General features: G+C 59.9%; 25 protein-coding genes. 12 read left to right on the top strand and 13 right to left on the bottom strand.

Going from position 1 to position 22,217, the window contains the following annotated elements; genetic code table 11:
* The first annotated feature begins 55 nt into the window (after positions 1-55).
* On the top strand, positions 56-682 hold the full coding sequence (locus tag HYT87_05180; protein MBI2059146.1) for a DUF3047 domain-containing protein: 627 nt from the start codon (positions 56-58) through the stop codon (positions 680-682).
* Positions 683-695: 13 nt separating this feature from the next.
* On the opposite strand, the gene HYT87_05175 is transcribed toward HYT87_05180, so the two are convergent.
* The 6 genes from HYT87_05175 to HYT87_05150 form a co-directional block, all read right to left on the bottom strand.
* Entirely contained in the window at positions 696-2,087 is a 1,392-nt protein-coding gene (locus HYT87_05175) for a TldD/PmbA family protein (protein MBI2059145.1), read from the bottom strand.
* 13 nt (positions 2,088-2,100) lie between these two features.
* Entirely contained in the window at positions 2,101-2,658 is a 558-nt protein-coding gene (locus tag HYT87_05170) for a macro domain-containing protein (GenBank protein ID MBI2059144.1), read from the bottom strand.
* 114 nt (positions 2,659-2,772) lie between these two features.
* Positions 2,773-3,489 (bottom strand): hypothetical protein, encoded by a 717-nt coding sequence (locus tag HYT87_05165; protein MBI2059143.1) that lies wholly within the window; start codon positions 3,487-3,489, stop codon positions 2,773-2,775.
* A gap of 4 nt (positions 3,490-3,493) precedes the next feature.
* A complete protein-coding gene (locus HYT87_05160; protein ID MBI2059142.1) occupies positions 3,494-4,552 on the bottom strand; it encodes a threonine synthase in 1,059 nt (352 codons plus the stop codon).
* Between the two features lie 11 nt (positions 4,553-4,563).
* On the bottom strand, positions 4,564-5,766 hold the full coding sequence (gene alaC, locus HYT87_05155; protein ID MBI2059141.1) for an alanine transaminase: 1,203 nt from the start codon (positions 5,764-5,766) through the stop codon (positions 4,564-4,566).
* A 575-nt stretch (positions 5,767-6,341) separates the two neighbouring features.
* Positions 6,342-6,902 (bottom strand): LPP20 family lipoprotein, encoded by a 561-nt coding sequence (locus tag HYT87_05150; GenBank protein ID MBI2059140.1) that lies wholly within the window; start codon positions 6,900-6,902, stop codon positions 6,342-6,344.
* A 1,004-nt stretch (positions 6,903-7,906) separates the two neighbouring features.
* On the opposite strand from HYT87_05150, the gene HYT87_05145 reads away from it, so the two are divergent.
* Positions 7,907-9,247: an SUMF1/EgtB/PvdO family nonheme iron enzyme gene (locus HYT87_05145; protein MBI2059139.1), complete on the top strand. Its 1,341-nt coding sequence runs from the start codon at positions 7,907-7,909 to the stop codon at positions 9,245-9,247.
* A 470-nt stretch (positions 9,248-9,717) separates the two neighbouring features.
* On the opposite strand, the gene HYT87_05140 is transcribed toward HYT87_05145, so the two are convergent.
* Positions 9,718-10,086 carry a DUF5615 family PIN-like protein gene (locus tag HYT87_05140; protein MBI2059138.1) on the bottom strand — a complete coding sequence of 123 codons (369 nt, stop codon included), beginning with the start codon at positions 10,084-10,086 and terminating at the stop codon, positions 9,718-9,720.
* Entirely contained in the window at positions 10,067-10,327 is a 261-nt protein-coding gene (locus HYT87_05135) for a DUF433 domain-containing protein (GenBank protein MBI2059137.1), read from the bottom strand. The genes HYT87_05140 and HYT87_05135 overlap by 20 nt, the downstream gene beginning before the upstream one ends.
* Before the next feature lie 248 nt (positions 10,328-10,575).
* Between HYT87_05135 and lpoB the strand changes: the two genes are divergently transcribed.
* The 4 genes from lpoB (at position 10,576) to HYT87_05115 (ending at position 14,223) form a co-directional block, all read left to right on the top strand.
* Positions 10,576-11,178, top strand: coding sequence for a penicillin-binding protein activator LpoB (gene lpoB / locus HYT87_05130; GenBank protein MBI2059136.1), 603 nt, complete (start codon positions 10,576-10,578; stop codon positions 11,176-11,178).
* 11 nt (positions 11,179-11,189) lie between these two features.
* A complete protein-coding gene (locus HYT87_05125) occupies positions 11,190-12,785 on the top strand; it encodes a hypothetical protein (protein MBI2059135.1) in 1,596 nt (531 codons plus the stop codon).
* Positions 12,785-13,798, top strand: coding sequence for an LPP20 family lipoprotein (locus HYT87_05120; protein ID MBI2059134.1), 1,014 nt, complete (start codon positions 12,785-12,787; stop codon positions 13,796-13,798). Before HYT87_05125 ends, HYT87_05120 begins: the two co-directional genes overlap by 1 nt.
* A gap of 173 nt (positions 13,799-13,971) precedes the next feature.
* Entirely contained in the window at positions 13,972-14,223 is a 252-nt protein-coding gene (locus HYT87_05115; protein MBI2059133.1) for a hypothetical protein, read from the top strand.
* 336 nt (positions 14,224-14,559) lie between these two features.
* On the opposite strand, the gene HYT87_05110 is transcribed toward HYT87_05115, so the two are convergent.
* From HYT87_05110 to HYT87_05100, 3 genes are all read right to left on the bottom strand, one after another.
* Entirely contained in the window at positions 14,560-14,904 is a 345-nt protein-coding gene (locus tag HYT87_05110) for a type II toxin-antitoxin system PemK/MazF family toxin (protein ID MBI2059132.1), read from the bottom strand.
* On the bottom strand, positions 14,898-15,134 hold the full coding sequence (locus tag HYT87_05105; protein ID MBI2059131.1) for a hypothetical protein: 237 nt from the start codon (positions 15,132-15,134) through the stop codon (positions 14,898-14,900). The genes HYT87_05110 and HYT87_05105 overlap by 7 nt, the downstream gene beginning before the upstream one ends.
* Before the next feature lie 65 nt (positions 15,135-15,199).
* The gene (locus HYT87_05100; protein MBI2059130.1) at positions 15,200-15,937 is read right to left on the bottom strand and encodes a TonB C-terminal domain-containing protein; all 738 of its coding nucleotides are present in this window, start codon (positions 15,935-15,937) and stop codon (positions 15,200-15,202) included.
* Positions 15,938-16,110: 173 nt separating this feature from the next.
* Between HYT87_05100 and HYT87_05095 the strand changes: the two genes are divergently transcribed.
* The 3 genes from HYT87_05095 (at position 16,111) to HYT87_05085 (ending at position 17,211) form a co-directional block, all read left to right on the top strand.
* Positions 16,111-16,500, top strand: a complete 390-nt coding sequence (locus HYT87_05095) for a phasin family protein (protein ID MBI2059129.1) — start codon at positions 16,111-16,113, stop codon at positions 16,498-16,500.
* A gap of 64 nt (positions 16,501-16,564) precedes the next feature.
* The gene (locus tag HYT87_05090) at positions 16,565-16,789 is read left to right on the top strand and encodes a hypothetical protein (protein ID MBI2059128.1); all 225 of its coding nucleotides are present in this window, start codon (positions 16,565-16,567) and stop codon (positions 16,787-16,789) included.
* A 23-nt stretch (positions 16,790-16,812) separates the two neighbouring features.
* Positions 16,813-17,211, top strand: coding sequence for a phasin family protein (locus HYT87_05085; protein MBI2059127.1), 399 nt, complete (start codon positions 16,813-16,815; stop codon positions 17,209-17,211).
* A gap of 28 nt (positions 17,212-17,239) precedes the next feature.
* Here HYT87_05085 and HYT87_05080 read toward each other — a convergent pair whose 3' ends face one another.
* Positions 17,240-17,668, bottom strand: a complete 429-nt coding sequence (locus HYT87_05080) for a M67 family metallopeptidase (GenBank protein ID MBI2059126.1) — start codon at positions 17,666-17,668, stop codon at positions 17,240-17,242.
* Positions 17,665-19,275, bottom strand: coding sequence for a glycerol-3-phosphate dehydrogenase/oxidase (locus HYT87_05075; protein MBI2059125.1), 1,611 nt, complete (start codon positions 19,273-19,275; stop codon positions 17,665-17,667). The genes HYT87_05080 and HYT87_05075 overlap by 4 nt, the downstream gene beginning before the upstream one ends.
* Positions 19,276-19,438: 163 nt before the next feature.
* Between HYT87_05075 and HYT87_05070 the strand changes: the two genes are divergently transcribed.
* From HYT87_05070 to HYT87_05060, 3 genes are read left to right on the top strand one after another with little or no spacing between them, the layout of a single operon-like run.
* On the top strand, positions 19,439-21,016 hold the full coding sequence (locus HYT87_05070) for a (2Fe-2S)-binding protein (GenBank protein ID MBI2059124.1): 1,578 nt from the start codon (positions 19,439-19,441) through the stop codon (positions 21,014-21,016).
* A 2-nt stretch (positions 21,017-21,018) separates the two neighbouring features.
* On the top strand, positions 21,019-21,621 hold the full coding sequence (gene nuoI / locus HYT87_05065; protein ID MBI2059123.1) for an NADH-quinone oxidoreductase subunit NuoI: 603 nt from the start codon (positions 21,019-21,021) through the stop codon (positions 21,619-21,621).
* A complete protein-coding gene (locus tag HYT87_05060; GenBank protein ID MBI2059122.1) occupies positions 21,578-22,171 on the top strand; it encodes a hypothetical protein in 594 nt (197 codons plus the stop codon). The genes nuoI and HYT87_05060 overlap by 44 nt, the downstream gene beginning before the upstream one ends.
* Positions 22,172-22,217 lie beyond the last annotated feature (46 nt).

Here is a 22,217-nt window from a genome sequence, read left to right as displayed (position 1 = left end):
TGTTGCGCTTGTCCCCTTGATCACTGGGTCACTGGTCCACTCGTCCACTCCGGCGATGGCGGAGCCGGGCATCCGTATTCTTGAAGACTTTTCCTCATCCGCGGTCGGTCGCTTCCCCGCAGGTTGGAAGAAGTCGCGCGATAAGCCCCCCGCGCCCTACGAAGTGATCGAGGAAAGTGGAGAACGGTACCTACACGCCTTGGACCGGGGTGAATCGATCAAGATCGTGAAAAAGGCAGAATGGGACCCGAGCGAATTCCCGTTTCTGCGCTTTCGCTGGCGGGTGCATCAACTCCCTCCAAGGGCGAACGAGAAGCTGAGAAATGACAGTGCCGCCGGTGTGTACGTGGTCTTCGAGCGGCGCGGGATCCAGATCTACCCGAATGCGCTCAAATATGTCTGGAGCACGGGCCTCCCGGTGGGAGATTCGGTTCGAACGGGCAGGGGGTACAACCAGATCGTGGTACTTGAAAGCGGTGAAGAGAAGAAGGGGCTGTGGATTGAAGAATCGGTTAACGTTTGCAGTGACTACCGGCGATTCTTTGGAAAATCGGCTCCGGACGTCCAAGCCATCGGAATTCTCACCGACGCGAACGCCACGGATTCATCGGCCGAAGCAGACTACGATGACTTCGCGCTGGCCCGAGCGGGATCGGGGGAGTCCGCCGACTGTACGCCCTAAGCGCAGTCGGGTCTCACTCGCCGCCGCCCACGATGATTTCCGGGATTCGTGTCGTAGGCATAGCATCTGAAACGGGGACGCCCTGACCATCCTTGCCGCAGGTCCCGATCCCAAACCCCAGGTCATTGCCCACCCGATCGATCATCTTCAGCACGTCGGGGCCGTTCCCAACAAGAGTGGCCCCTCGGACCGGCTCCCCCATCTTCCCACCCTCGATCCGATAGCCTTCCATGACTTCAAAAATGAAGTCGCCATTGACGGTGTTCACCTGCCCACCCCCCATCTTTTTGACGAAGAGACCCGTATCGGTTGAGCTGAGAATCTCCTCGGGAGAATGCGGGCCGGGTGCGACAAATGTGTTGGTCATGCGAACGATCGGCCTGTACCGATAGGATTGTCTCCGCCCGTTCCCGGTAGATTCCCGCCCGTCCTTGAGCGCATACGTCATGTCGTACATGTATCCCCTAAGTACGCCCTTCTCGATCAGAACCTTTTTCTGCGCCGGCGATCCTTCGTCATCGAACGTGAATGAACCGCGCTTGTTCAGGAGTGTGGCGTCGTCGATAACCGTCACCAGGTCGTTGGCGACTTTCTCGCCGATTCGATCCCGGTAAACCGAAAGTCCCTCGCGGGCAAGATCGGCCTCCAGCCCGTGCCCAACGGCTTCGTGAATCATGGTGCCGCCGGCCTCTGAGGCGATAACCACCGGCATCTTTCCTTTCGGCGCGGGCGCGGCTCCCAAGGCCATGAGCGCCCGTTGAACGGCCCGGTCGGCCACGTCCTCCGGCTTCTTCTCGTCGAACAGCTCGAGCCCGAGCAGCCCGCCCACGGCTTCGTAGCCGGTCTGGGCCAATTCGCCTTTGCGCGCCACCGCCTGAATGCTTAAGACCACGCGGGTTTGCAGATCCTCGGAAAACCTACCCCGCGAATTGACCACGACGATTTCCCGATGTGTGTCGCCATAGGCCACGCGTACCTGCGCCAGCAAGTCCGACTTGGACCACGCCCGCTCATCGGCGCGCTTCACGATCCTGACTTTGTCCTCCAAGTCGGCCGTTTCCGGCGAGCGCTTGACCGGGTGCCGCGTTCCGGCATCTTTCTTTTCCATCTGAAGGGAGGTCTCCCGGCTTCTTCCTCTGGCTTCACGCGCCAGGGCCTCCGCGAGATCAAGGAGGCCTTTCTCGGTTACGTCATTCGTGTAGCCGTAGTGGGCGCAGCCGTCCGCGATGATCCGGAGTCCCACCCCCACATCTTCAGATCCCAGCGCCTTTTCCATCCTTCGGTTTTCCTTCGACAGGGTGGTGGAGACGGTCCGCTCGTAGAAAAGATCGGCATATTCCCCCCCCCCGCGGAGAGCGGTGCGGAGAATTCGGGTGAGATCGAAATCGCGAATGGCAGCCGTCATCGGGACGGTTCTCTCAGGCTGCCCTCTCTGCGGTGCTTCGAGGACGGTGGGACGAGTCGCTATCCGGTCCCTGCGCCGGGGGCTTCTGGGCCTCGCGCCAAGCCTGAACCATGTCTCCACTGATATCCATAAGGACGACTTTCTTCAGGTGTTTGCTCTTGAAATCGGCAATGGCCTTCACCATTTCTCCTGCGGCGTCGGCCACGGAAACGCCGCCAACGCCGGTGCCGAGACCGGGGAGGGCCAATGAGGCAAACTTTGCGTGTTCGGCGGCGTGAAGTGCGGCGCTCGTCGCTCTCCCCACGTTGGAGGCGGGGATCAGCATGGCGGGACGTTCCATCGTGGGCGCGTGGATGATGCCCTTGAAGGCGAGCTGTCCGGCGGTTGTTACGACCGCCTTGCCCACCGGGGTCGGCCCTTTCTTAATGGCTTCACGCTCGACTGCCTCGCCGGCTGCCTTTCGGATGACGCCGGCGACGCCGCCGCCCATGACGCCAATGCTGTTTGCGGCGTTGACGATGGCTTCCGTCCCCGCCTCGAGAATACTTCCCTGGCGAATTTCGATCTCAATCATGGATCGTGATCCCGTGAACCCGTAATCCCGTGATCCCGATGGAACCCCGGATGTCCGACCGGTCTTTCTTCTCCCTCTGGCTCACAGGTTCACGGTTATCGGGTTCACGATTCATGGTGTTGTAAACTTCTTCTTCGGTGCGGCCATTTTCTGCTTGAATTCCTCCTCCGTAAACAGTTTTTTTTCAATCAGAAGGTCGATCAACGTTCTGAGCATCTGTGGGTCGGTTCCGAGCAAGCCCTTGATGTCCTTCTCTGCCGATGTCTTCATCCCGTAGATTACGAAATCCTTACCCTCCTTCGGGGCCGGCGGCACCTCCGCGGAAATCGGACTCTGGGCGAGAGTTCGCGGATCGAGCGAAACGCCGCTGTAGCTCAACTGGATGGCCTTCATGATGTCCGATTCGTCGGCCAGCACGGGGCGGATATTCATCCCGCTGCGGAATCGGACCTCGTCCATCGCGGCGAGGTTCGTTGGGTCGGACATGGCGAGGAGGAGATACGTGGTGGGCCCTTCCTGCACCACGCGAAGGGGCAATACGCCATGCTTAATGGAAAGCTCTTTGGGCACTTTCTCGGTGGCTTTCGGATCGGTCCGTTCTCTTAGGATGTCGACCTTGGGCAAGGCCAGCTTCCGGCTTAGATACTCCAGGAGTTGCTTGCTCGTCAGAAACCCGAGAGCAATCAGATTCGCGCCAAGCCTTCCCCCCCATTTCTTCTGATGCGCGAGCGCGCTGCGAACCTGGAAATCGTCGATCAACCGGTCTTCGACCAGCATCTCGCCGAGCTTCTTTCGTTTCGGGGGACCGGGAGGAGTGGCGTCCGCCACGGACCTAAAATCCCATCGCCTCGGCGACGGCGTCGAATTTCGCGGGGACGGATTTCGGCTTTCGCGCCTGGGCGATCGCGTTGTCCGGATCCTTCAGGCCGTTTCCGGTGAGCGTGCAGACGATCGAATCGTTCGGGTGGAACCAATTCTGGCTTGAGAGTTTCAGGATGCCGGCGATGGACGCGGCGCTGGCCGGTTCGCAAAAAACGCCTTCCTTCTCCGCCAGCAATTTGTAGGCCGACAAAATCTCCTCATCGGTCACGGAATCAATGGTTCCCTTGCTTTCATCCCGGGTTTGCTCCGCCGCTTTCCAACTCGCCGGATTTCCGATCCGGATGGCGGAAGCAACACTTTTCGGGTTCGGAATGACGTGCCCCTTGACGATCGGTGCCGCTCCCTCCGCCTGGAAGCCCAACATGCGGGGCGCCGCGACGCACTTCCCGAGATCGCGGTACTCCTTGTATCCCCTGAAGTACGCCACAATGTTGGCTGCATTGCCGACGGGGAGCGCATGAAAGGTGGGCGCTTTGCCGAGGGCCTCGACGATTTCAAAGGCGGCCGTCTTTTGCCCGAGCAACCGGTAGGGATTGATCGAGTTTACAATGGTGACGGGAAACTTCTCGGCGATCTGCTTCACCGCGATGAGAGCGTCGTCAAACGTTCCCTGAACCTGCAGCACCTCCGCCCCGTAGATCATCGCCTGCGCCAGTTTCCCCATCGCAATGTTGCCTTCAGGAACCAGCACATAGGCTTTCATTCCGCAGCGGCCCGCGTAGGCGGCCGCCGCCGCCGAGGTGTTCCCGGTGGATGCGCAGATCACCGCCTTGGCTCCTTCTTCCCTGGCCTTCGAAATCGCCACGGTCATTCCGCGGTCCTTGAACGATCCCGTCGGGTTCGCCCCTTCGTACTTGAAATAGATCTCGACGCTCTTGGGAAATCGCTTTTCGATGAACTGTGATCGGACGAGCGGGGTGTTTCCCTCCTGCATCGTGACCACGGCCGATCGGTCCTTGATGGGGAGGTAGTCCCAGTATTCCAGAATGACGCCCTTCCACCCAGCCACGGTTCCTCCAGCTAGGCGACGGCGCGTTCCGCGAAATCGCCGTGGAGAACTTTCTTGATGCCGCGCACGGCCTGCCGCATCCGGTGCTCATTCTCAACCAGCGCGAAACGCACATAGCCTTCGCCGTATTCGCCGAAACCGAGGCCGGGTGATACCGCCACCTTTGCGTGCTTCAGAAGCAGCTTCGAAAATTCGACCGAGCCCATCGTCCGGAACGGCTCGGGAATGGGCGCCCACACGAACATCGTGGCCACGGGTTTCTCGAACTCCCATCCGATCCGGTTCAGCCCGTCCACCAGCACGTCGCGCCGGTGCCGATAGGTCTCCCGGATTTCCTCCACGCATTTCTGGTCGCCGTTCAGCGCGATGATGCTCGCGATCTGGATGGGTTGAAAGGTTCCGTAGTCAAGGTAACTCTTGATTCGGGCGAGCACGTGGATCAGGTCCGGATTGCCCACGCAGAATCCCACGCGCCATCCTGGCATGTTGTAGCTCTTGGAGAGGGAGAAGAACTCCACCCCGATCTCTCTCGCGCCCTCGACTTGGAGGAAGCTCGGCGCGGTGTAGCCGTCGAACACCAGGTCCGCATACGCCAGGTCATGAATGACATACAGATTGTACGCCTTGGCAAACTCGACCACCCGCTGGAAGAAGGGGAGATCGACCACGGCCGTGGTCGGATTGTGCGGGAACGAGAGGATGAGTAGCCGGGGACGCGGCCAGTGATTCTTCACGACCTTCTCGCATTCCTCGAGGAAATCGCGCCCCTTCACCAATGGCACACTTACGAGATCCGCGCCGGCGATGATGACCGAATAGGCATGGATCGGATAGGTGGGGGAGGGGACGACGGCCGCCTCTCCATTGCGGAGCAGGGCGAGAACGAAATGGGACAGGCCCTCCTTCGCGCCGATGGTGACGATCGCCTCGCGGTCCGGATCCAAATCGACGTTGTACCGCCGCTTGTACCAATCGCAGATGGCGAGCCGCAATTTCTGAATGCCTCGCGAAGCGGAGTAGCGGTGATTCTGGGGCTTCCGGGCTGCCTCGACGAGCTTATCCACGATGTGCTTCGGTGTCGCGAGATCCGGATTGCCCATCCCGAGGTCGATGATGTCCTCCCCCGCATGCCGTGCCTTCAATTTGAGTTCGGTGACCGTGCCCAAAACGTAGGGCGGCAGACGGTCCACTCGTGTCGCGGGCTTCGGATTCATGGGGGAGACTATACACCAAGAGTGCGTCTGGAAACTACCTGCCGTAGGGGAGGACCTTCAGGCCATGTTCCATGCCGCGCCATCGCTGGCGCGGCGACATTGCATGGCCCCGTACCCTCCGTGGCACGGGGTCCTCCCTGCTTGGGAGCAGCTAAAGCTGCTGCCCTACACACCTCGGACCACTTGCCCGCAATGACTGAGTGCGTCTAACAGAATGCGTAGGGGAGGGTCTTCAGACCCTCCCGGCAAGAGGGAGCATCTGAAGATGCTCCCCTACGAATCGGCATTCTGTTAGAGGCTCTTAGTGTGGTGTCATTGCGAGGCCATGGTCCATGCCGTGCCGTCCGTGGCGCGGCGACATGCCTGGCCCAGGACGGCCTGGTACTGCGAGAGGAGGCAGCGCCAGGACGGCGCTGCACATAACCGCTGTATCATGGCCCCATGCCATCCTCGGCAAGGGGGAAATCGGCGCCAATGGCGACGATCCCGTGGCAATCTCTATCCCTTTCCTTAGCCCGGCCAAAAAAAAGTCCGCGCCACGGGGCGCGGACTTTGAAACTCGAAAAAACTCGAGGTTACTTTTTTTCTTCTTTGGACAGGCTGTCGAACGACTTGTCGGCGTTCGCCTTGATGGCTTCCTTGGCCTGCGCGCTCAGCTCGTTCGCATTCCCGAGGGCATTCTGGAACGATTCGAAATCGAGCTTCGCCAGGGCATACAGGGTGTCGCCATCCTCGCCCGTGCGCCAGTAGTCGACGATCATGACGCCGCTCAGCGTGGTGGCGGAGACGGTCTTGATCGCCTGCTCAACGTGCTGCTCTTCGGAGGACTTCCCGGCTGCCGACGTGGCCGCCATGTAGTCCTTCATGAGGGACGCGGAATAGGTCTCCATCTGCTTGGAGATTTCCGCGCGCGCCCGGTTCTCGGCGGTGCTCTTCTGCATGCCGGGATTCTTGATCCCCTGCACCACGCCGACACCATAGAAAACTTTCTTGCCGGCGTCCTTGAAGGCACCGCTGCCTTTATTCACCCAAGCCGGTGCACCGCTGTCGCCGGAAAGGGTATTTTTTCCTCCACAGGCCGGAACGGCCATCAGGAGTAGCGCCAAAGCGCCTGCTGCAAATTTCCAATTCTTCATATCGATCACCTCCTGGCGCGCCATTCTAGGTCCCCCCCCGCCAATGTCAAGCGATCCATCCATTGGAGCATACCCCGTTCCCGCGGCCAGGGCGGGCCATTCAAGCATGGACACAGGGTGATCCTTGAAAATCGGAATGCCAACGTTCGATTCTCAATGATGTCTTTGGAGGGGCGAAATCGAGAGTTTGCGCGGGAGACGGGCCAGCTTGGGGATTCTATCGACTCCAGCTTGGCCGATGCAACCCCGAGAGGCCCAGCGGGACCGGAGTGTGCGCTCTGCCTCGCGTTGACGGGTCGTTTTGCTCCATGATACGACTGACGCGTGACGCCCAAGCAATTCGACCGAACCGCTCAGATCCTCATGGTATTCGGCATTGCCCTCGTGGGCTTCGGCGCTAGACACGTAATCCATCTTGAGGAGCCGCTTTGGATCGGAGTTATTGCCATTCCGTCCGGCGTTGTTTTTCTGGCGGTTTCAGTATGGTTGACCAAGTTCGTGAATGGAGATAGAGTCAAGGCATGAGTGGAGCAAGCTTAGGACTGCTTCTCTTGATGGGAGCTGGTTTGGCTTGGCTGGCATTCAGCCTCTACGTCGGCATCCGGTACGGTCGCCGTCTGGAGAAACGCGCCTGACGCCCTCCGGGCGACGGGACGACCACACAGAAGACCGGCCCCGTAGCGGTTTACGGAATGTACGGAATAGGCCCGGTTCGGAATGCTTGACAGGTTCCGACATTTCCGGGACTATCCGCCCGTGGATACGAGATTGGATCACTCCTTGCGCAGGCAGGCAGGCAGGCAGGCAGGCAGGCAGGCAGGCAGGCAGGCAGGTTTCATAGCCCCTTAGCGAAACTCCTCTCATCTTTTCCTGTAGCGCCCCGTTTTACACGGGGCGATGCATCGTCCGGCATCATCCCACCACCTGCATCCGGTTGTGGGATAAGGCTGGACGCTACGGGGGAAAATCGTTCGCCCTGGATCAAGTCGGGAAAGGGGAGCGTCATGACGGGGCATGGGACAAACCTAGTGATCGCGTACATTCTTGTTTGCATCATGGTCGGCTGCGGCGGAGCGAGCGGAAACAAGGGAACAGTGCAGCCTGACGTCGTGGTCACGGGCAAGCCTTCGGAGGTTCTGGATACAGCCGCACCGACGTTTGGCGGGCTCACGAGGGCAACGGCCGTCTCGACCTTCCAGATTGATCTCGGCTGGTCACCAGCCACGGACAACCTCTCAACGTCGTCCGCGATCATCTACCGCATCTGCCGGTCGACCACGGCGGGTGCCTGCCAGACGAGCTTCGCGGCCACCTACACGACCAACGCGGGCGTCACGTCCTATGGTGCGACCGGACTCAGCGCGGGTGCCACCTACTACTTCGTTTCCCGGGCCGTGGACGAGGCGGGCAACCAGGATACGAACACCGTGCAAACGAGCGCCGCGACGCAGGTGGCCCCGCTTGCCTCGTGCAACGGTCAAGCCTTCGAGTGTTGCGCAACGGAGGCCTACGACTGCATGATCGCCATCCCGGCGGGCACGTTCGTGCAGGGATCGAAAACCGGCGAGGGATACGCGTCAGAAAATCCCCGGCGGCTCGTCACGCTCTCGAATTACTACAGCGACAAGTACGAGGTGACGAACGCGAACTATAAGGCGTGCGTGACGGCAGGCGACTGCACGGCCCCATCAAGTGCCAATTCGTACACCCGCACCCCGTATTACGGCAACGCGACGTACGACAACTACCCCGTGATCTACGTCAACTGGCAGCAGAGCGTGGACTACTGCACGTGGAAGGGGCGGCGGCTCCCCACGGAGGCCGAGTGGGAGAAGGCCGCGCGGGGACCGGCGGATGGCAGCTTGGTGGGGGTTTCGAGCGGCCAATGTGCCTCCGCGGACGCGGCGGGCACGGGAAACGATGCGAACTGCAACATCCGGCCCTTCCCCTGGGGCGGGACGATCACGACGAGCGTGCCCTACGCAACGGGCGCGGACTGCACGAAGCTCAATTACGAGAAATACTACGAGAGCGGGGGCGTCTTATCATCGTGTGTCGGCGATACGAGTTTGGCTGGCAATTACGCCAGCGGTGCCTCGCCGTACGGCGTTCTCGACATGGCCGGGAACGTGTGGGAGTGGGTGAACGACTGGTACGAGGCGACGTACTATAGCTCGGCGCCTTCGACCGACCCGCCGAGCCCGACGAGCGGAACATATCGGGTGATTCGCGGTGGCTCGTGGATCTACCGCTCGAACGGCGCGCGCTCCGTGAACCGTTACAGCTTTAACGATCCGCCGGCCCCGAGCGGCAGCCTCGGATTTCGCTGTGCCAGGACGCCGTGACCCCACCACCTGTCACTGCCGGAAGGCAGGTCTTTGACCTGGTGACAGGTGGTATTAACCCTATGCATTTTTGCTCTTTTTTTCTTCCGTCACTCCCGCGAAACCTGTCCCCGACTTTGATCGGGGAGCGGGAACCCAGATACTGGATTCCGTGTCAAGCACCGAATGACAGGGCGGAAGTTCGTCATTCCCGTCGAAAGTGGGGGGATGGGGCCAACCGGGGAAGGGGCCAACTCTCCACGCGATACAGGCGAGAGCAGGAAAAGTGCAAGGTGCGGTGCGTGACGCTTGCCCGACCTTCCGGCCGGACAACGTTTCAATCACGCGGCGGATGGACTAGAACGCTTCCCACGCAAAGGGCTTTTCTTGCGCCGCAAGACGAGATTGGGCGATTGAAGGCCCCGGTAGCGCCACGGAAGGCAACGATTTGAGCTTGAGCGAGCCAAGATTTCTCAAGCGAGGGTTCACGCTCATGGGCCGAAAGGGATCGCGTCGTTCTCTTTCACCTCCATAAAGGTTTCTTCAAACACCAGGTATCGCCGGCCCGTCAACCCGGACTCCGGGATGCTCGTGAGGAGATCCTCAAGGACTGCCTTGGCCTTCTCGATGTGGACCGGGTTCATGCGGATCAGAATGATCCCCGCGTGGCTTGAGGCCGGATACCGATCCACATTGGAAAAATCCGTGTCGTATGTGAGAAGGACGCGGGATTCCGCTTGGGCTTGGGCCGCGAGCGCGGGGTCGGCCGTCCCCTTCAGGACGGGCCGGAGATCATGGCCAAGCGAACGAAGGAATGCGAGTAGTTTCGCCGGGACGTTTTCATCGGCCAGGAATCGCATGGCGTTGAGGGGTCATGAGGGCGGCGTCATACCGCCCGGTTTCCACCGCTCGGGCCGCGAACTCCAAAGCGGCTTTGACATGATCCGGGGTGAGGCTGGGGTAGGCTTCGTGAATGTCGGTCGGACTCGCACCGTCTTGGAGCATTTCGAGCACGAGGTAAACCATGATCCGCGTCCCTTTGAAACACGGCTTTCCGTGGCAGATGTTGGCATCGATGCCAATGTACCCGCTGACGTCCATACTCGTTCGAGTCTACGGCACATTACGTCAAAGGTCAATTCCGCTGTCATCTCATGTGTTTTCCACGAGCCGACCCGAAGGGCAGGATTGGATCAATCACAACAGTTCACGGTCCTTGCTATCAGGACCTCAACGTGATTCTTCACCGTTGGCCTGAAATCCGCTTGACAAGGCACGTGCAAAAGGGTTAATCAGCCCTCGAAAGAACGAAAGAGTTTGGAATAGGGAGTTTGAGAAGGAGGGTATTCATGAACCGAAAAATGTTTCCTGTTTCCGCCCTGATCCTGGGCCTGTTCCTGGCCTCATGCGGTGGAAAAGCCGTCCAGCGAACCGATGAAAGCGCAGCCATCGACTTGTCAGGCGATTGGAACGACACCGATTCCCGCCTCGTGGCCGAAGAGATGATTCGCGACAGTCTGGCGCGCCCGTGGTTGGAAGAATTCACGAACGCGAAAAAGGCACGCCCCAGAGTCATCATTGGCGCCGTGCTCAACCGCAGTTCGGAGCACATCAATACCCAAACCTTCACCAAGGACCTTGAGAAAGAGCTCCTCAACTCCGGCAAGGTGAAGTTCGTGGCCTCCAAGGAACAGCGCGAGGAAGTCCGCGAGGAGAAGGCGGATCAGCAGGCGCACGCCAGCGTGGACACCGCGAAATCCATCGGTCAGGAAAAAGCCGCGGACTACATGGTCAAAGGCCAGATCAATACGATCATGGACGCGGCCGGCGGCAAGCAGCTCAAGTTCTACCAAGTGGAGCTTGAGATGATCGACATCGAGAGCAGCGAGAAGGTCTGGATCGGACAGAAGAAAATAAAGAAGCTCGTCGAACGTAAGGGTCACAAGCTCTAGACCTTACCTACGTGATCCACAACCGTTCACGCCTGCTGCGTGGTACGGCGGCCCTCGCGGCAACCGCCGTCCTCGCCGGCTGCGGCGTCAAGCAGTCCTACTACAAGGACCTCGAGTCCTACATTGTAAAGAACCAGTACGCCGCAGCGCAGGAACACGTCCAGAAGGAACCGGACAAGACTTATCCCCAGCGGGACCGGCTCCTATATTACTTCGATTTGGCGATGACCGCCCATCTCGCGGGCGATTACGCCAAGTCGAACGAGGCGCTCTACGCCGCGGAGAAGGCCATCGAGGATCTTTACTCAAAGAGCGTCTCGAAGCAGGCCGCATCCTTCCTCGTGAACGACAACGTGAAAGAGTACGCGGGCGAGGACTTTGAGATGGTTGTGGTGCATGTCATCGCGGCGCTCAACTACGTGTTCATGAATCAACTGGACGATGCCCTCGTTGAGGCACGGAAAGTGGACCTCAAGCTGAAGGTGGTGGCTGAACGGACGGGTGGGAAGAAGGTTGCGTACCAGACGGATGCCTTCGCGCGCTACCTGGCCGGGATGATCCATGAGAACAAGGCATCCACCGAGGAGCTCAACGAAGCGTACATATCATACAAGCAGGCGTTGGAGGCCTACGCGAAGGAATACCAGGTCAACTACAAGACGCCTGTTCCTGCGGCCCTGGTGAACGATGCCCTCCGCACCGCCATGCAACTTGGCTTCAGCGATTTCGAAGAGGAGATCCGCAAGGAATACGCGCCGAACGCTCCGAAAACCCCGAAGGGAAAAACTTCGGGCGAAGTCGTCGTGATCCACTACACCGGCCTCGCGCCCCAGAAGGTTGATTTCGTCACGCAAGTCGGCGCGGCGTGCGGCACGGCCATCCTTCAGACGCAGGAAGTGCCGGAGGCGGACCAGAGCACGGTGAAGAACGCCCTCATGGCCCTGGAAATCATCGGCGCCGTGGCGGCGGCCGCGGCCACGAGCGGCCAGGGGTGCAGCCCGGCGCTCCTCGCGGCGAATATTCGAAGCGATGCGGGACAAGCCGCAACAGCCGGGTCCCGCGCCATCGGCGCCATTGCCGCGCAAGGGAACGTCATCACGCTGGCCATCCCCGATTTTAGGAAGCGGCCGGCCCCCATCAGAGGGTCGGAAGTTGTCGTGGCCGGAACCGAATTGCCGGGGGGGGGGATCAAGAGCGATCTGGTGGAAGACATCGAAGCTATCGGCATCCGGAGCCTTCAGGATCGCATCGGGAGGGTTCTCGGTAAGGCGATCGCGCGGGCGGTGGTGAAGTTTGCCATCGCTCAGGGAAGCGGCGCCGCGGTCGAGCAGTTTGCCGGCGGCACGTGGGGAAAAATCGTCAAGGCCGCCGTGGCGGCCGGCGGTGCGGCCACGGAAGAGGCGGACAAACGAAGCTGGCGCACCCTCCCCGGGCAGATTCTTATTTCCCGAGTTCCGTTGCCCCCAGGCCGGCACAACCTCACCGTGAAGTTGCTGGACGAGAACGGCGCCGCCATGCGGGAAGTGAATCTCGAAGGCGTGGAAGTGAAAGCCGGAAAGAAAACCTTTGTCCGCGTGGTGTCGATGGAAGCGAAGGGAGTTGAATGATGAGCATACGTGGTCTGATCGCGGGTATCGTCTCCGTTTCCCTGGTGGCCGGGCAGGCTTGGGCCAAGCCGGAATGGGTGGAGAAAAATACGTCCAAGAAACACCCACCTGAGAAGTTCTTCATCGGAGTCGGCAGCTCGCCCGATGAGAGCAGTGCGAAAGACAAAGCGCGGGCGGAAATCGCCAAGATTCTCAAATCGAAGGTCGAGCAGGTGCAGCAGGACAAGGAAACCTATGCTTCGCAAACGACAGGCAAGAAGACCTCTACGCAGCAGACCTTTGAGGCGTCGAGCGCCACGAAGGTGAAAGTGGAAGAGACGCTGGAGGGTGTCGAAATTGTGGAGACCTACAAGGACGACAACATCGTGTGGGCGCTTGCCTCCCTCGATCGTGAGAAGACAGCCGCGGACCTGCGCAAGAAGGCGACCGACCTGGATCTTCAAGGCGATGAACTTCTCAAGGCGGCAAACACCGAGAACAAGTTGCAAAAGGCCAAGGGGCTCTACAGCGCGTGGGAGAAGTTCGCGAAGGCCGACGGCTACAGCAGCCAGCTCGCTGTGGTGAGTCCGACGGGGACGGGCGTGGTCTACCGCGCCGGCGAGACGCGGATCAAACGCGACAAGGCGTTGGCCGACGTGAAGTTCCGAGTGGACGTGAAAGGCGAGGGCCTCGCCGATGTGATCAAGACGATCAATCAGGCTCTGACCGGAATCGGATTCAGCGGTGTTTCGGCAGGGCAAAAAGAGGACCTGCTGGTGCAGGGCGAACTGGAAGTCAACGAGTTCGACCGCGGCACGCCAACCAAGTTTGCCAAGTGGGGCCTGCGGATCGAGATTATGGACAATGCGACTGGCGAAGCAGTCGGCACGCTCTCCAAAGTGGGCGACGAGGGTTCCAACACGTTCGATCTGGCCCGTCAGCGCGCCATCGTGAAAATCCGGGGCCTCGTGCAGTCCGAATTCGACTCGCTTCTCAAGACCTCCATCCTCGGCGCCGCCCAGGAAATCAAGTAGGGTCCCTCGGCTCCCGCGATAGCCGCGGAGTCATTCCCGCAAAGGCGGGAAAGCGGTCTTGTTTATTGCTCGCGCTTCTTCCCATCTCCTCCGCTGATTGACACCCTCTTCACCTGGCGCTACCGTCTACTTATGGATACGGATCGCACTGTGGGAACTGGGGTCATTCTGTCATGAGCAAGCCGATCCTCAATATTACGATTGCCACGCTGGACGACCGGACGGCAGGGGTGACGCTTGTCATGACCATAGGAGAAAAGATGATCCAAGACGACGCTCTCGTCTCGCCTGATCTTGGACAGGACATGCTGGTCGGAGCGGGGACCATGCAGAAGTGGGATATCATTATCCGCAACCGGAACGGCAAGACCAAGGTCATCGTCGGCCGGGACATGCGCGACCCCGAAATCACCGAAGTGGACTGATGCAGTCCGGAGGCAAAGGCCGCACTCGCTCTACCTGAACCCGTCGTCATCTCTGATGCTTGGGATACTTGATGACAAAATGCAAACAAGCAAAGCTTGGGACGATGGGGTCAGTCATCATGGCCGAACGGCCACCCACAAACGATGAAAATGCCTCTCCCGTAGCCGAGCCTTAAGGCTCGGCTGCATGTAAGATAAGATGGGTGATATCAATACGTCCTTGTATTTTCGACGTAGGCATGATTAGTTCACTTGTTGACTCCCCGAAGTGGCGCCGGAAGGGTTCGGGGTTATGATGGCTCGGTTGTAAACCGCGGCGTTGACCGGTACGGGCGGCTACAGGTCAAGCACGAGGCGAAGACCGGTGTCAACGGAATCAAGGAGACTCCCCCGGAGGCGCCCAGCGCGTTCGGCAAGCAATTCTCGGTCGATGGTAAGCACCTGCGAGACGTTTGCGATGGAATCTCTTGGAAGACCGGATGCTCCGGCGGGAATGAGCACATTTCCGGGCGCATCCACCAGCGCCAGGTTCGAGGTCAGTGCCATTGCGAGGACGGTCTGAATTCGGCTTCGGTTGAAGGCGTCGCTCTGAACGATAATCACGGGGCGTGGATAGCCCGGGCCGGAACCGACCGGACTGGGAAGGTCAGCCCACCAGATTTCGCCACGTTCGACTACCACTCGTCTCGCCGCAGGGAACGAGCCTGGAGATCCCGCAAAGAAGCGTCCAAACGGCTGTCCACATGCGAGTAAATTTTGTCCAGTTGGTGCGTGATGCGGCTTCCGCGGTGTTTCGCGATGAAATCAGCGAGTGCCGTGGCGATCAAGCGGCTTCGGGAGAGGCCCAGACGTTTGGCAAGGGCTTCCGCAGAAACGAAAAGTTCATCAGGCAGGGAAACAGCAGTTTTCATACCATGGTTATACCTAAGGAATACCGTGCGGTCAAGAGCGACGCCGGTCTGTGGGAAAGGCAGTTCTACGAGCAGATAAACCGGAAGCCGATGGCGAGTTTGCCCTGACCGAAAGAGCGGGGTGGGGCCGGGAAGGGGTTCGATTTCATCACAGCTTTGAGGGCGGCGTAATTGAAGGTCATGTTCTTGGAAGGCCGTTCCAGCCACTGGGTAGCCACGGCGCCGTCCGGGGCAATCTCCACCCCGATGTCCGCCGTCAGTTCCGAGCAATCGGGAAGCTGACCCGGCACGGACCAATTCTGCTTGATCGAGTCCCACAGCACCCCGTAATAGGCGCTAAACCGAAGGTCGGAAAGTCGTTGAATCGTCGATTCGTAGACGGAGCCGCCCTTCCCGGAAGGGTGGGGGTCTTCATGGAGGCCGGACCGGATTCGCTCCAGCGCTTCCTGCAGGTGCCCTTCAAGTGGGGCTGCTCCGTCGGTCTTCTTCTCCGCGATGACATTCTTTTTCTTCTTCACAACATACTTGGGTCCCGGCGGCGCGGCCAGAGATGCGTCAGCCTTCTTCGGCTTCACCGAGGATGGGGCAGAAGCGTTAGCCGGAGTCGAGGGCGGTGAAGGCGCCGGCGCCGCCGCGCGAGGCACGGATCCCGATACCAGCGAGACTCGATAAACCCGCACCTCCGGATGGAACCATGCCCCCGCCCAGCTGGCCACAGCCACGACCATCGCAAACGCGCCGTGCAATCCGAGAGAAACAACGAAAGAGCGTCGAAGGGTCAATGCCATGTTCCGTCGTTTCATTCTACCTTCCCGCGGCCGAAAGGGCGACACGCGGCGGTGCCGGAACGGAGCGTGACGCCACTAACGCGCCGCGTCAAAACCCTTGACAAAAATGACGCACCGTGTTAAACGCGTCAAAAAGAGAAAGATATGGAAGGTTCGAGTCGCTTGAATTGAATCGGGGAGGACAGAACATGGCAGCCAAGACGCATCCAGCGAAAGCACATGCGGAGAAACAGACTCATTCGGTTTCGCACACCCGGCAGTCGGGAGCTGATTTCCTGTTCGCGCCCGTCGGGGCCTATCTCACCCTTCGGGATCGCGGGACGGAAATTTTCTCCGGGTTGGTCGACAAGGGGAGGAAGGCTGAGCCGCGCATTCGGAGAGAGGTCGCGAAAGTGCGAGAGCGCGTCGAAGGGTTGGACTTGAAAGTTCCAGAGTGGGTCCGGATCCGCTTGGAGAGCACCTCGCAACGTGCCCGGAAGACCTGGGAGGATCTCAATCTCCCCGAGACGCTGAAGAACCTTGAAGTCCGCGACCGCGTCGAGAAGCTTCGAACGCGGATCCAGGGGCTTGTACGATAGGGATGATTCCGGCGCCTTCCCGGGCCGGGCATCGAATCTCAGAATAATAGACCAGGGAGGAATCATGGCCACACAATCCATCCGCAAGTCATCGGTACTTCACGGCACGGTTGAAGAGACGCCGGCCTACCGGTTTTACTTGGCAGCACTGGGGACGTATGTTACCCTCTGGGAAGGTAGGGACCAGATCCGCAAGACGCTCATCGAGCGCGGCGAGAAAGAGCATGCTCGCCTGACGCAGCGAGCGAGCGGCTGGCCGAAGCAGGTTCTCGAAGCATTCGGGCGGTAGGAAAAGCAGAGACGGAGGGAGTCATGCCGGAAACGAAGCAGAAGGTTCCTCAGGCCTTGAAAGAACTTTGGTTTGTGACCTTGGGGGCTCTCTCTCTCTCGGCCGAGGAGGTTCGAAAGACGGTCGAGCAGTTCGTGCGGCGGGGCTCTCTTTCCAGAACCGACGCCCGCAAGATCATATCGCAGGTGAGCTCACGAGTAGAGAAGAACCGGAAGGTCCTCGAGAAAAAGATTCAAGAAAGCGTCAGCCGGGCCACCCGCCAACTCAAGGTGCCCACTTCGTCGGAATTGCAGGGGATTTTCAAGAAAGTGACGGGTTTGGCGAAACAAGTCTCCAGCTCCTCGAAGGGTGACTCCAAGTCCACACCGGCCGCACCACGCGGTCGTTCCGCGGCACGCCGATCCCGTCGGCGCGCGCGTTGATCGTTCGTCCCCCGCGCTCCTTCCCCGGTCAGACGATATCGGCCCGGGCCGGGGTGATGCTCCCGTTTGTGATCCAGTAGACTTGAGTATCAGGGAAGGGATCCCTCTGCTGCGGAAGAACCCACTGGAAAGACATCAGCAGATAGTTCACTTCCGGGAAGACGGCCAACTCCAGATCCGTCCCCGATGGGTACGCCGGAGAGCGTGTGTGGCTGTGATAGATGACCTGCAGTTCGATCCCGGCCTTGTCCATCTCCTTGAACGCCCTTAGTTGGTCCCGAGGTTCCATCAGGAAACGCGTGGGGCTCTTCAATTTGTTCTCTACGCGATAGAATCGCTCCACTTCGTTTCCCCGTCCCGCGAGCAGGCCACAGCACTCGTTCGGGTACTCTTCGAGGCCGTGCTTCCACATCTCGCAAATGATTGACTGCGGAATTCGAAGAATCCGTTTGGTCATGATTCCCGGAGGCAGGCCCGGTTTCGGTCGATTTCCTGAGTGAAGTCCCCAACCTGCTTCTGGATCTCGCCTTTCGTCCAGCCCTTCAGTTCGGCCATTCGCGCGGCCACGGCCGGCGCCAAGGCCCCGCTGGCAGCGGGATTGACGAGAGCGAGCGGTAGCCGTCGGTAGAGAACGTCGATCAGCGTCTCGGCCATCTCCTCGCGGATCGCATGGTCGATCTCGGCCCAGGTGTAAGGCAGCCCGGAGACCAGGGGGCGTCCTGAATCGGGGTTTTCCAGAATGGTTCGGATGATGGTGCCTGCCCGTGTTCCGTACCGGTGGAGGAGGTGGTCGAGCCGCTCTGTGGTCGACGCGCGGAGAAGTTCATCCGGAGGGAAGAGGGGAACATCGGTCGTACGGGATCGTTTCCTCGCCCACACAGGGGGCATGAGGTCGGTCCGCCTGCAAATCATATCGAGTACCTTTTCGGAGATGCGTCGATGCGTCGTAAATTTCCCACCGGCCACGGAAAGGACGCCGTTCGAGCCGACCCGAATCACCTCCTCACGCGATACCTGCGAGGGCTTGAGCCGCGGATCCTCCGAAGCGGCCAGCGGCCGCACCCCGGAGTAGGTGGTCATGACGCCGTCCTTGCCAAAGAGGACGCCCGGGAAGTAGTGGTGAATGGCCTCCAGGAGGTAGTCGACCTCCTTCGGGGTGGCATACGCGTCTTCCGCTGCCGCCTGGTAATCGGTGTCGGTCGTGCCCACGAGAATGGCCGACTCCCACGGGACCGCGAACATCAGGCGTCTGTCCCCAGGGTGGGCCATTCCCACAGCGCATCGAAGCGGAAACGTCTCTTTCGGCACGATCAAGTGGATCCCTTTTGTTTTTCGAAGGAGGTGTTCCGGTTCATGCACCAGTCGTTGCACGTCGTCAACCCACGGTCCGGCGGCATTGACGACCATTCGTCCGCGCACGGAGAACTCCTGCCCCTCGGGCCCGTCCTGCACGACGACTCCTGTGACCCGGCTACGATCCTCCGTGAAGCGAACCACCCGGAGGTAGTTGGCGGCGACGAGGCCGAACTCTGAGGCGCTCCGGAGCACGGTGAGGGTCAGCCGGGCATCGTCCATCGAACAATCGTAGAACAGCCCGCTCGCGAGCAATCCCTCGGTGCGGAGGCCCGGTGCCCACTCGAGGGCCTCGCCGGTCGGGAGCATCTTGTGCCGGTCCACATTCCGAAAAGCGGCCAGCGCGTCATAGATGGCCATTCCCATGCGCATCATCCAGGGCTTGGCTCGACTGTCGCGGTACATGGGGAACAGGAATGGCAGCGGGCGCACGAGTCCGGGGGCGAGCCGCCTGCGTAACCGGTCCCGCTCGCTCACCGCCTCATGAACGAGACCGAAATGGCCCTGCTCCATATATCGGAAGCCGCCGTGGATCATCTTTGAGGTCCGGCTGGAGGTCCCCGATGCAAAGTCTCCCTTCTCCACGAGCGCCGTTTTCAGGCCGCGGAGCACCGCATCGCGTGCAATCGCGCATCCGTTGATGCCTCCCCCAACAACAATGAGATCGAAGTGTTGCCGCCGGAGCCGCTCGACGTTTTCCGCTCTGAGCATGGCCCTTCGTATAGCGTATTGCGTAAAAACCCTCAACGGTGGAAGCAACCGGCGTGATGCTGGCCGCCTATGTCTCCTACGTTTCCAGCCATGGTAGGTCGGAAACGCGAAGGGAGTGCCGCTTGGAGTGCCGCCGAATACCTGATAAGCTTTTAAGCTTGAGATGAGCGACAAGAAAGTTCACTTCAAGATTGACGGTCGCGACGTCGAGGCCGATCCCACCGAGACCATCCTTCCGGTGGCGCTCCGGCATGGAGTCGAAATTCCCCACTATTGTTTTCATCCGGGCCTCTCGATCGTGGCCCAGTGCAGGCTCTGCCTTGTGGCCGTGGAGGGCATGCCCAAACTCCAGGCGGCGTGCTCCACGCCGATCCGCGAGGGGATGAACGTGATGGCGCATTCCAGTGATCCCGCCAAGCAGGCCCGGAACGAAATGCTGGAACTGCTCCTGACCAATCATCCGCTGGATTGCCCGGTGTGCGACAAGGGCGGCGAATGCGAGCTTCAGGAATTTACAATGCGCCATGGTCCCGCGAAGAGCCGGTACGACGAGCCGAAGCGGGTTCAAGGCGATTTGGATCTGGGGAGGGAAATCCTCAACCGGAATCGATGCGTGGTCTGTACGCGCTGCATCCGGGTATGCAAGGAGGTTGCGGGAGAGGACGAGTTGACCCTCTCCCATCGCGGCTCGCACACGTACGTCTCGCCGTATCCCGATCGCGTCGTCGAAAACCTTCTTTCGGGCAATATGGCGGATGTATGCCCAGTGGGAGCGATTACGACAAAAGATTTCCGATTTCGATCCCGCGTCTGGGATCTGCACCCCGTGGATTCCGTCTGCGGCCTGTGCAGCCGGGGGTGCAACACGACCGTGTGGCAGAAAGAGGACACCCTTTTCCGCATCACCCCCCGTTTCAATGCCAAAATCAATTCCTATTGGATGTGCGACGTGGGCCGTTTCGAGTACCGTTTTCAATCCGATCCCAAACGGCTGCGCGAGCTGAAATCCAATGGGACCGCCGGCACGTGGGATGCTTACGTCCGCAAGGCCGCCGGACTTCTCTCCCAAGCCGTGAAGGATAAGCGGTCGATCGGAGTTGTGGTCACCACTTCTCTTAGCCAGGAAGAGGGACTTCTTGTGAAGGAGTTGATCGATCGTTTCCTCCCGGGAGCACGGTTGGCCTTGGTGTCGCCGAAGGGAGAGGAAATTCGATACAAGGCCTTTTGGATTTCCGGGGATCGGGGACCCAATCGTCACGGACTGGAAAGTCTGTTTGGAAAGAAAGTGGGCGAAGGATTGGCGGAGGCTCGATCTGCCCAAGTCCTGTACGTGATTCAGGCGGGCCCCGAGGATCCATTCGAATTGGCAGGTCTTCCTGGGGGAGATCTGGAGAGGGCCGAGGCGGTCATCGCGCAGGATATTCTCGACCGGCCTGCTCACAAGTCGGCATCCGTCGTCCTCCCACAGGCCACGTTCTTCGAATCCAGCGGCACCTGGGTCAATGGGGATGGCATCACGCAGACTTTTCAGAAGGTTGTTGATCCTCACGGCGCAGCCCGGCCCGGATGGTGGATCCTGAGTCAACTTCTTCGCGGTCTCGGATTCGAGAAGAACTTTCAGAAACTGGACGACGTGCGGACGCTGTCGCCAGACCTTTCTTCGCAAGGAGTTCAGCCGGTGGGCCGCCAACCGTGGGAGAGCCGCTATACCTACGATCATTGGGGCATTCGCGGAGAATAACCATGAGTATCTTCTCCCCGGCGTACAAGGTGAAGGTGCTGGACGTTCGTTCGAAGGCCCGGCCTTCGTGGTGGGGCATTCTCATAGGCATGCATGTCACGCTGTTTCACTTCTTCAAGACTTGGTTCAGCGGGGCCTACACGGTGGAATACCCCGAGCAACGGGTTCCCTTGCCCGATTACTATAGGGGGCGCCACCAACTCAACCGCGATGCCAACGGATTGGAATTGTGTGTCGGTTGTTTCTTGTGCTCCGCGGCGTGTCCCACGAAGTGCATTAACATTGAGGCGGACGAGAACAGGCCGGAGGCGACCTATTCCAAGGGCGAGCGATATGCGAAGAGGTACGAGATCAACATGGGTAAGTGCATCTTCTGCGGTCTGTGCGTCGATGCATGCCCCACGGGAGCGATCACCATGACTCCGACCTATGAGTTGGCGGACTATGATCTTCGCAAATTGGTTTACCGGAAGGATCAGATGCTCGTGCCGGGGCCAGCCACGCCGATGAATTTGAAACGATCGCCTCTGCCCATGAAGCCGCACCAACCTATCGTAGGTGGTGTGGCTCCTCACCACCAAGCCGGCGCCCCCCCTGCGAGCTGATCGTTTCCTCTTCGCAGGACTCATTCTCACCGCATGCTCGGGCGAGGCGTCCGGGCCTTCCTTCGATCCCGAGTTCCATTCGAGGCAGTACCTTGCCGCGGAGGATGCAGCCGCTCCGGGAGACGTGGCCAATCCTTACCTGCAAGCAGGCTTCCGGGCACCGGTTGATCGCTATGTCGTGCCTGAGTTTCTATGTGTTCGACGTGGCGGGGCCGACTGGCTGGACATGCCGGGCAAAGCAAAATACCCGGGGGAACCGACGTTCTTCGATGTCGTTTACCCTGCAAGCGGGCAGTCCGATCCGGCCAAGCCTCTCCTGCTCCACCTCCACGGCAGCGGCTTGGAGTTCATGGAATCCGTGGCCATCATTGCATTGAAGAAATTTCCCTCGGTGGCTGAAGCCTTCGGCATTAAGCAGGGCGCGGCGACCATCGACGTGGAGCAGACCACGCAGGAATGGTCCAAGCAAACCTTGGAGAGCAGTGAGAAGCAGCCGTTTCTGGCCGTGGCTGTTGAACGCGGGTACACCGTCGTTTTCCCCGCCAATTGATGGGGAGACATCGGCCACGGCGAGGGGGAAACCGCGGCCGGTTCCT

Source organism: Nitrospirota bacterium (genome assembly GCA_016180645.1).
Taxonomy (GTDB): Bacteria; JACPQY01; JACPQY01; order JACPQY01; family JACPQY01; genus JACPAV01.
Note: the sequence above shows the minus strand (reverse complement) of the source record. Positions and strands in the feature narration are given on the sequence as shown.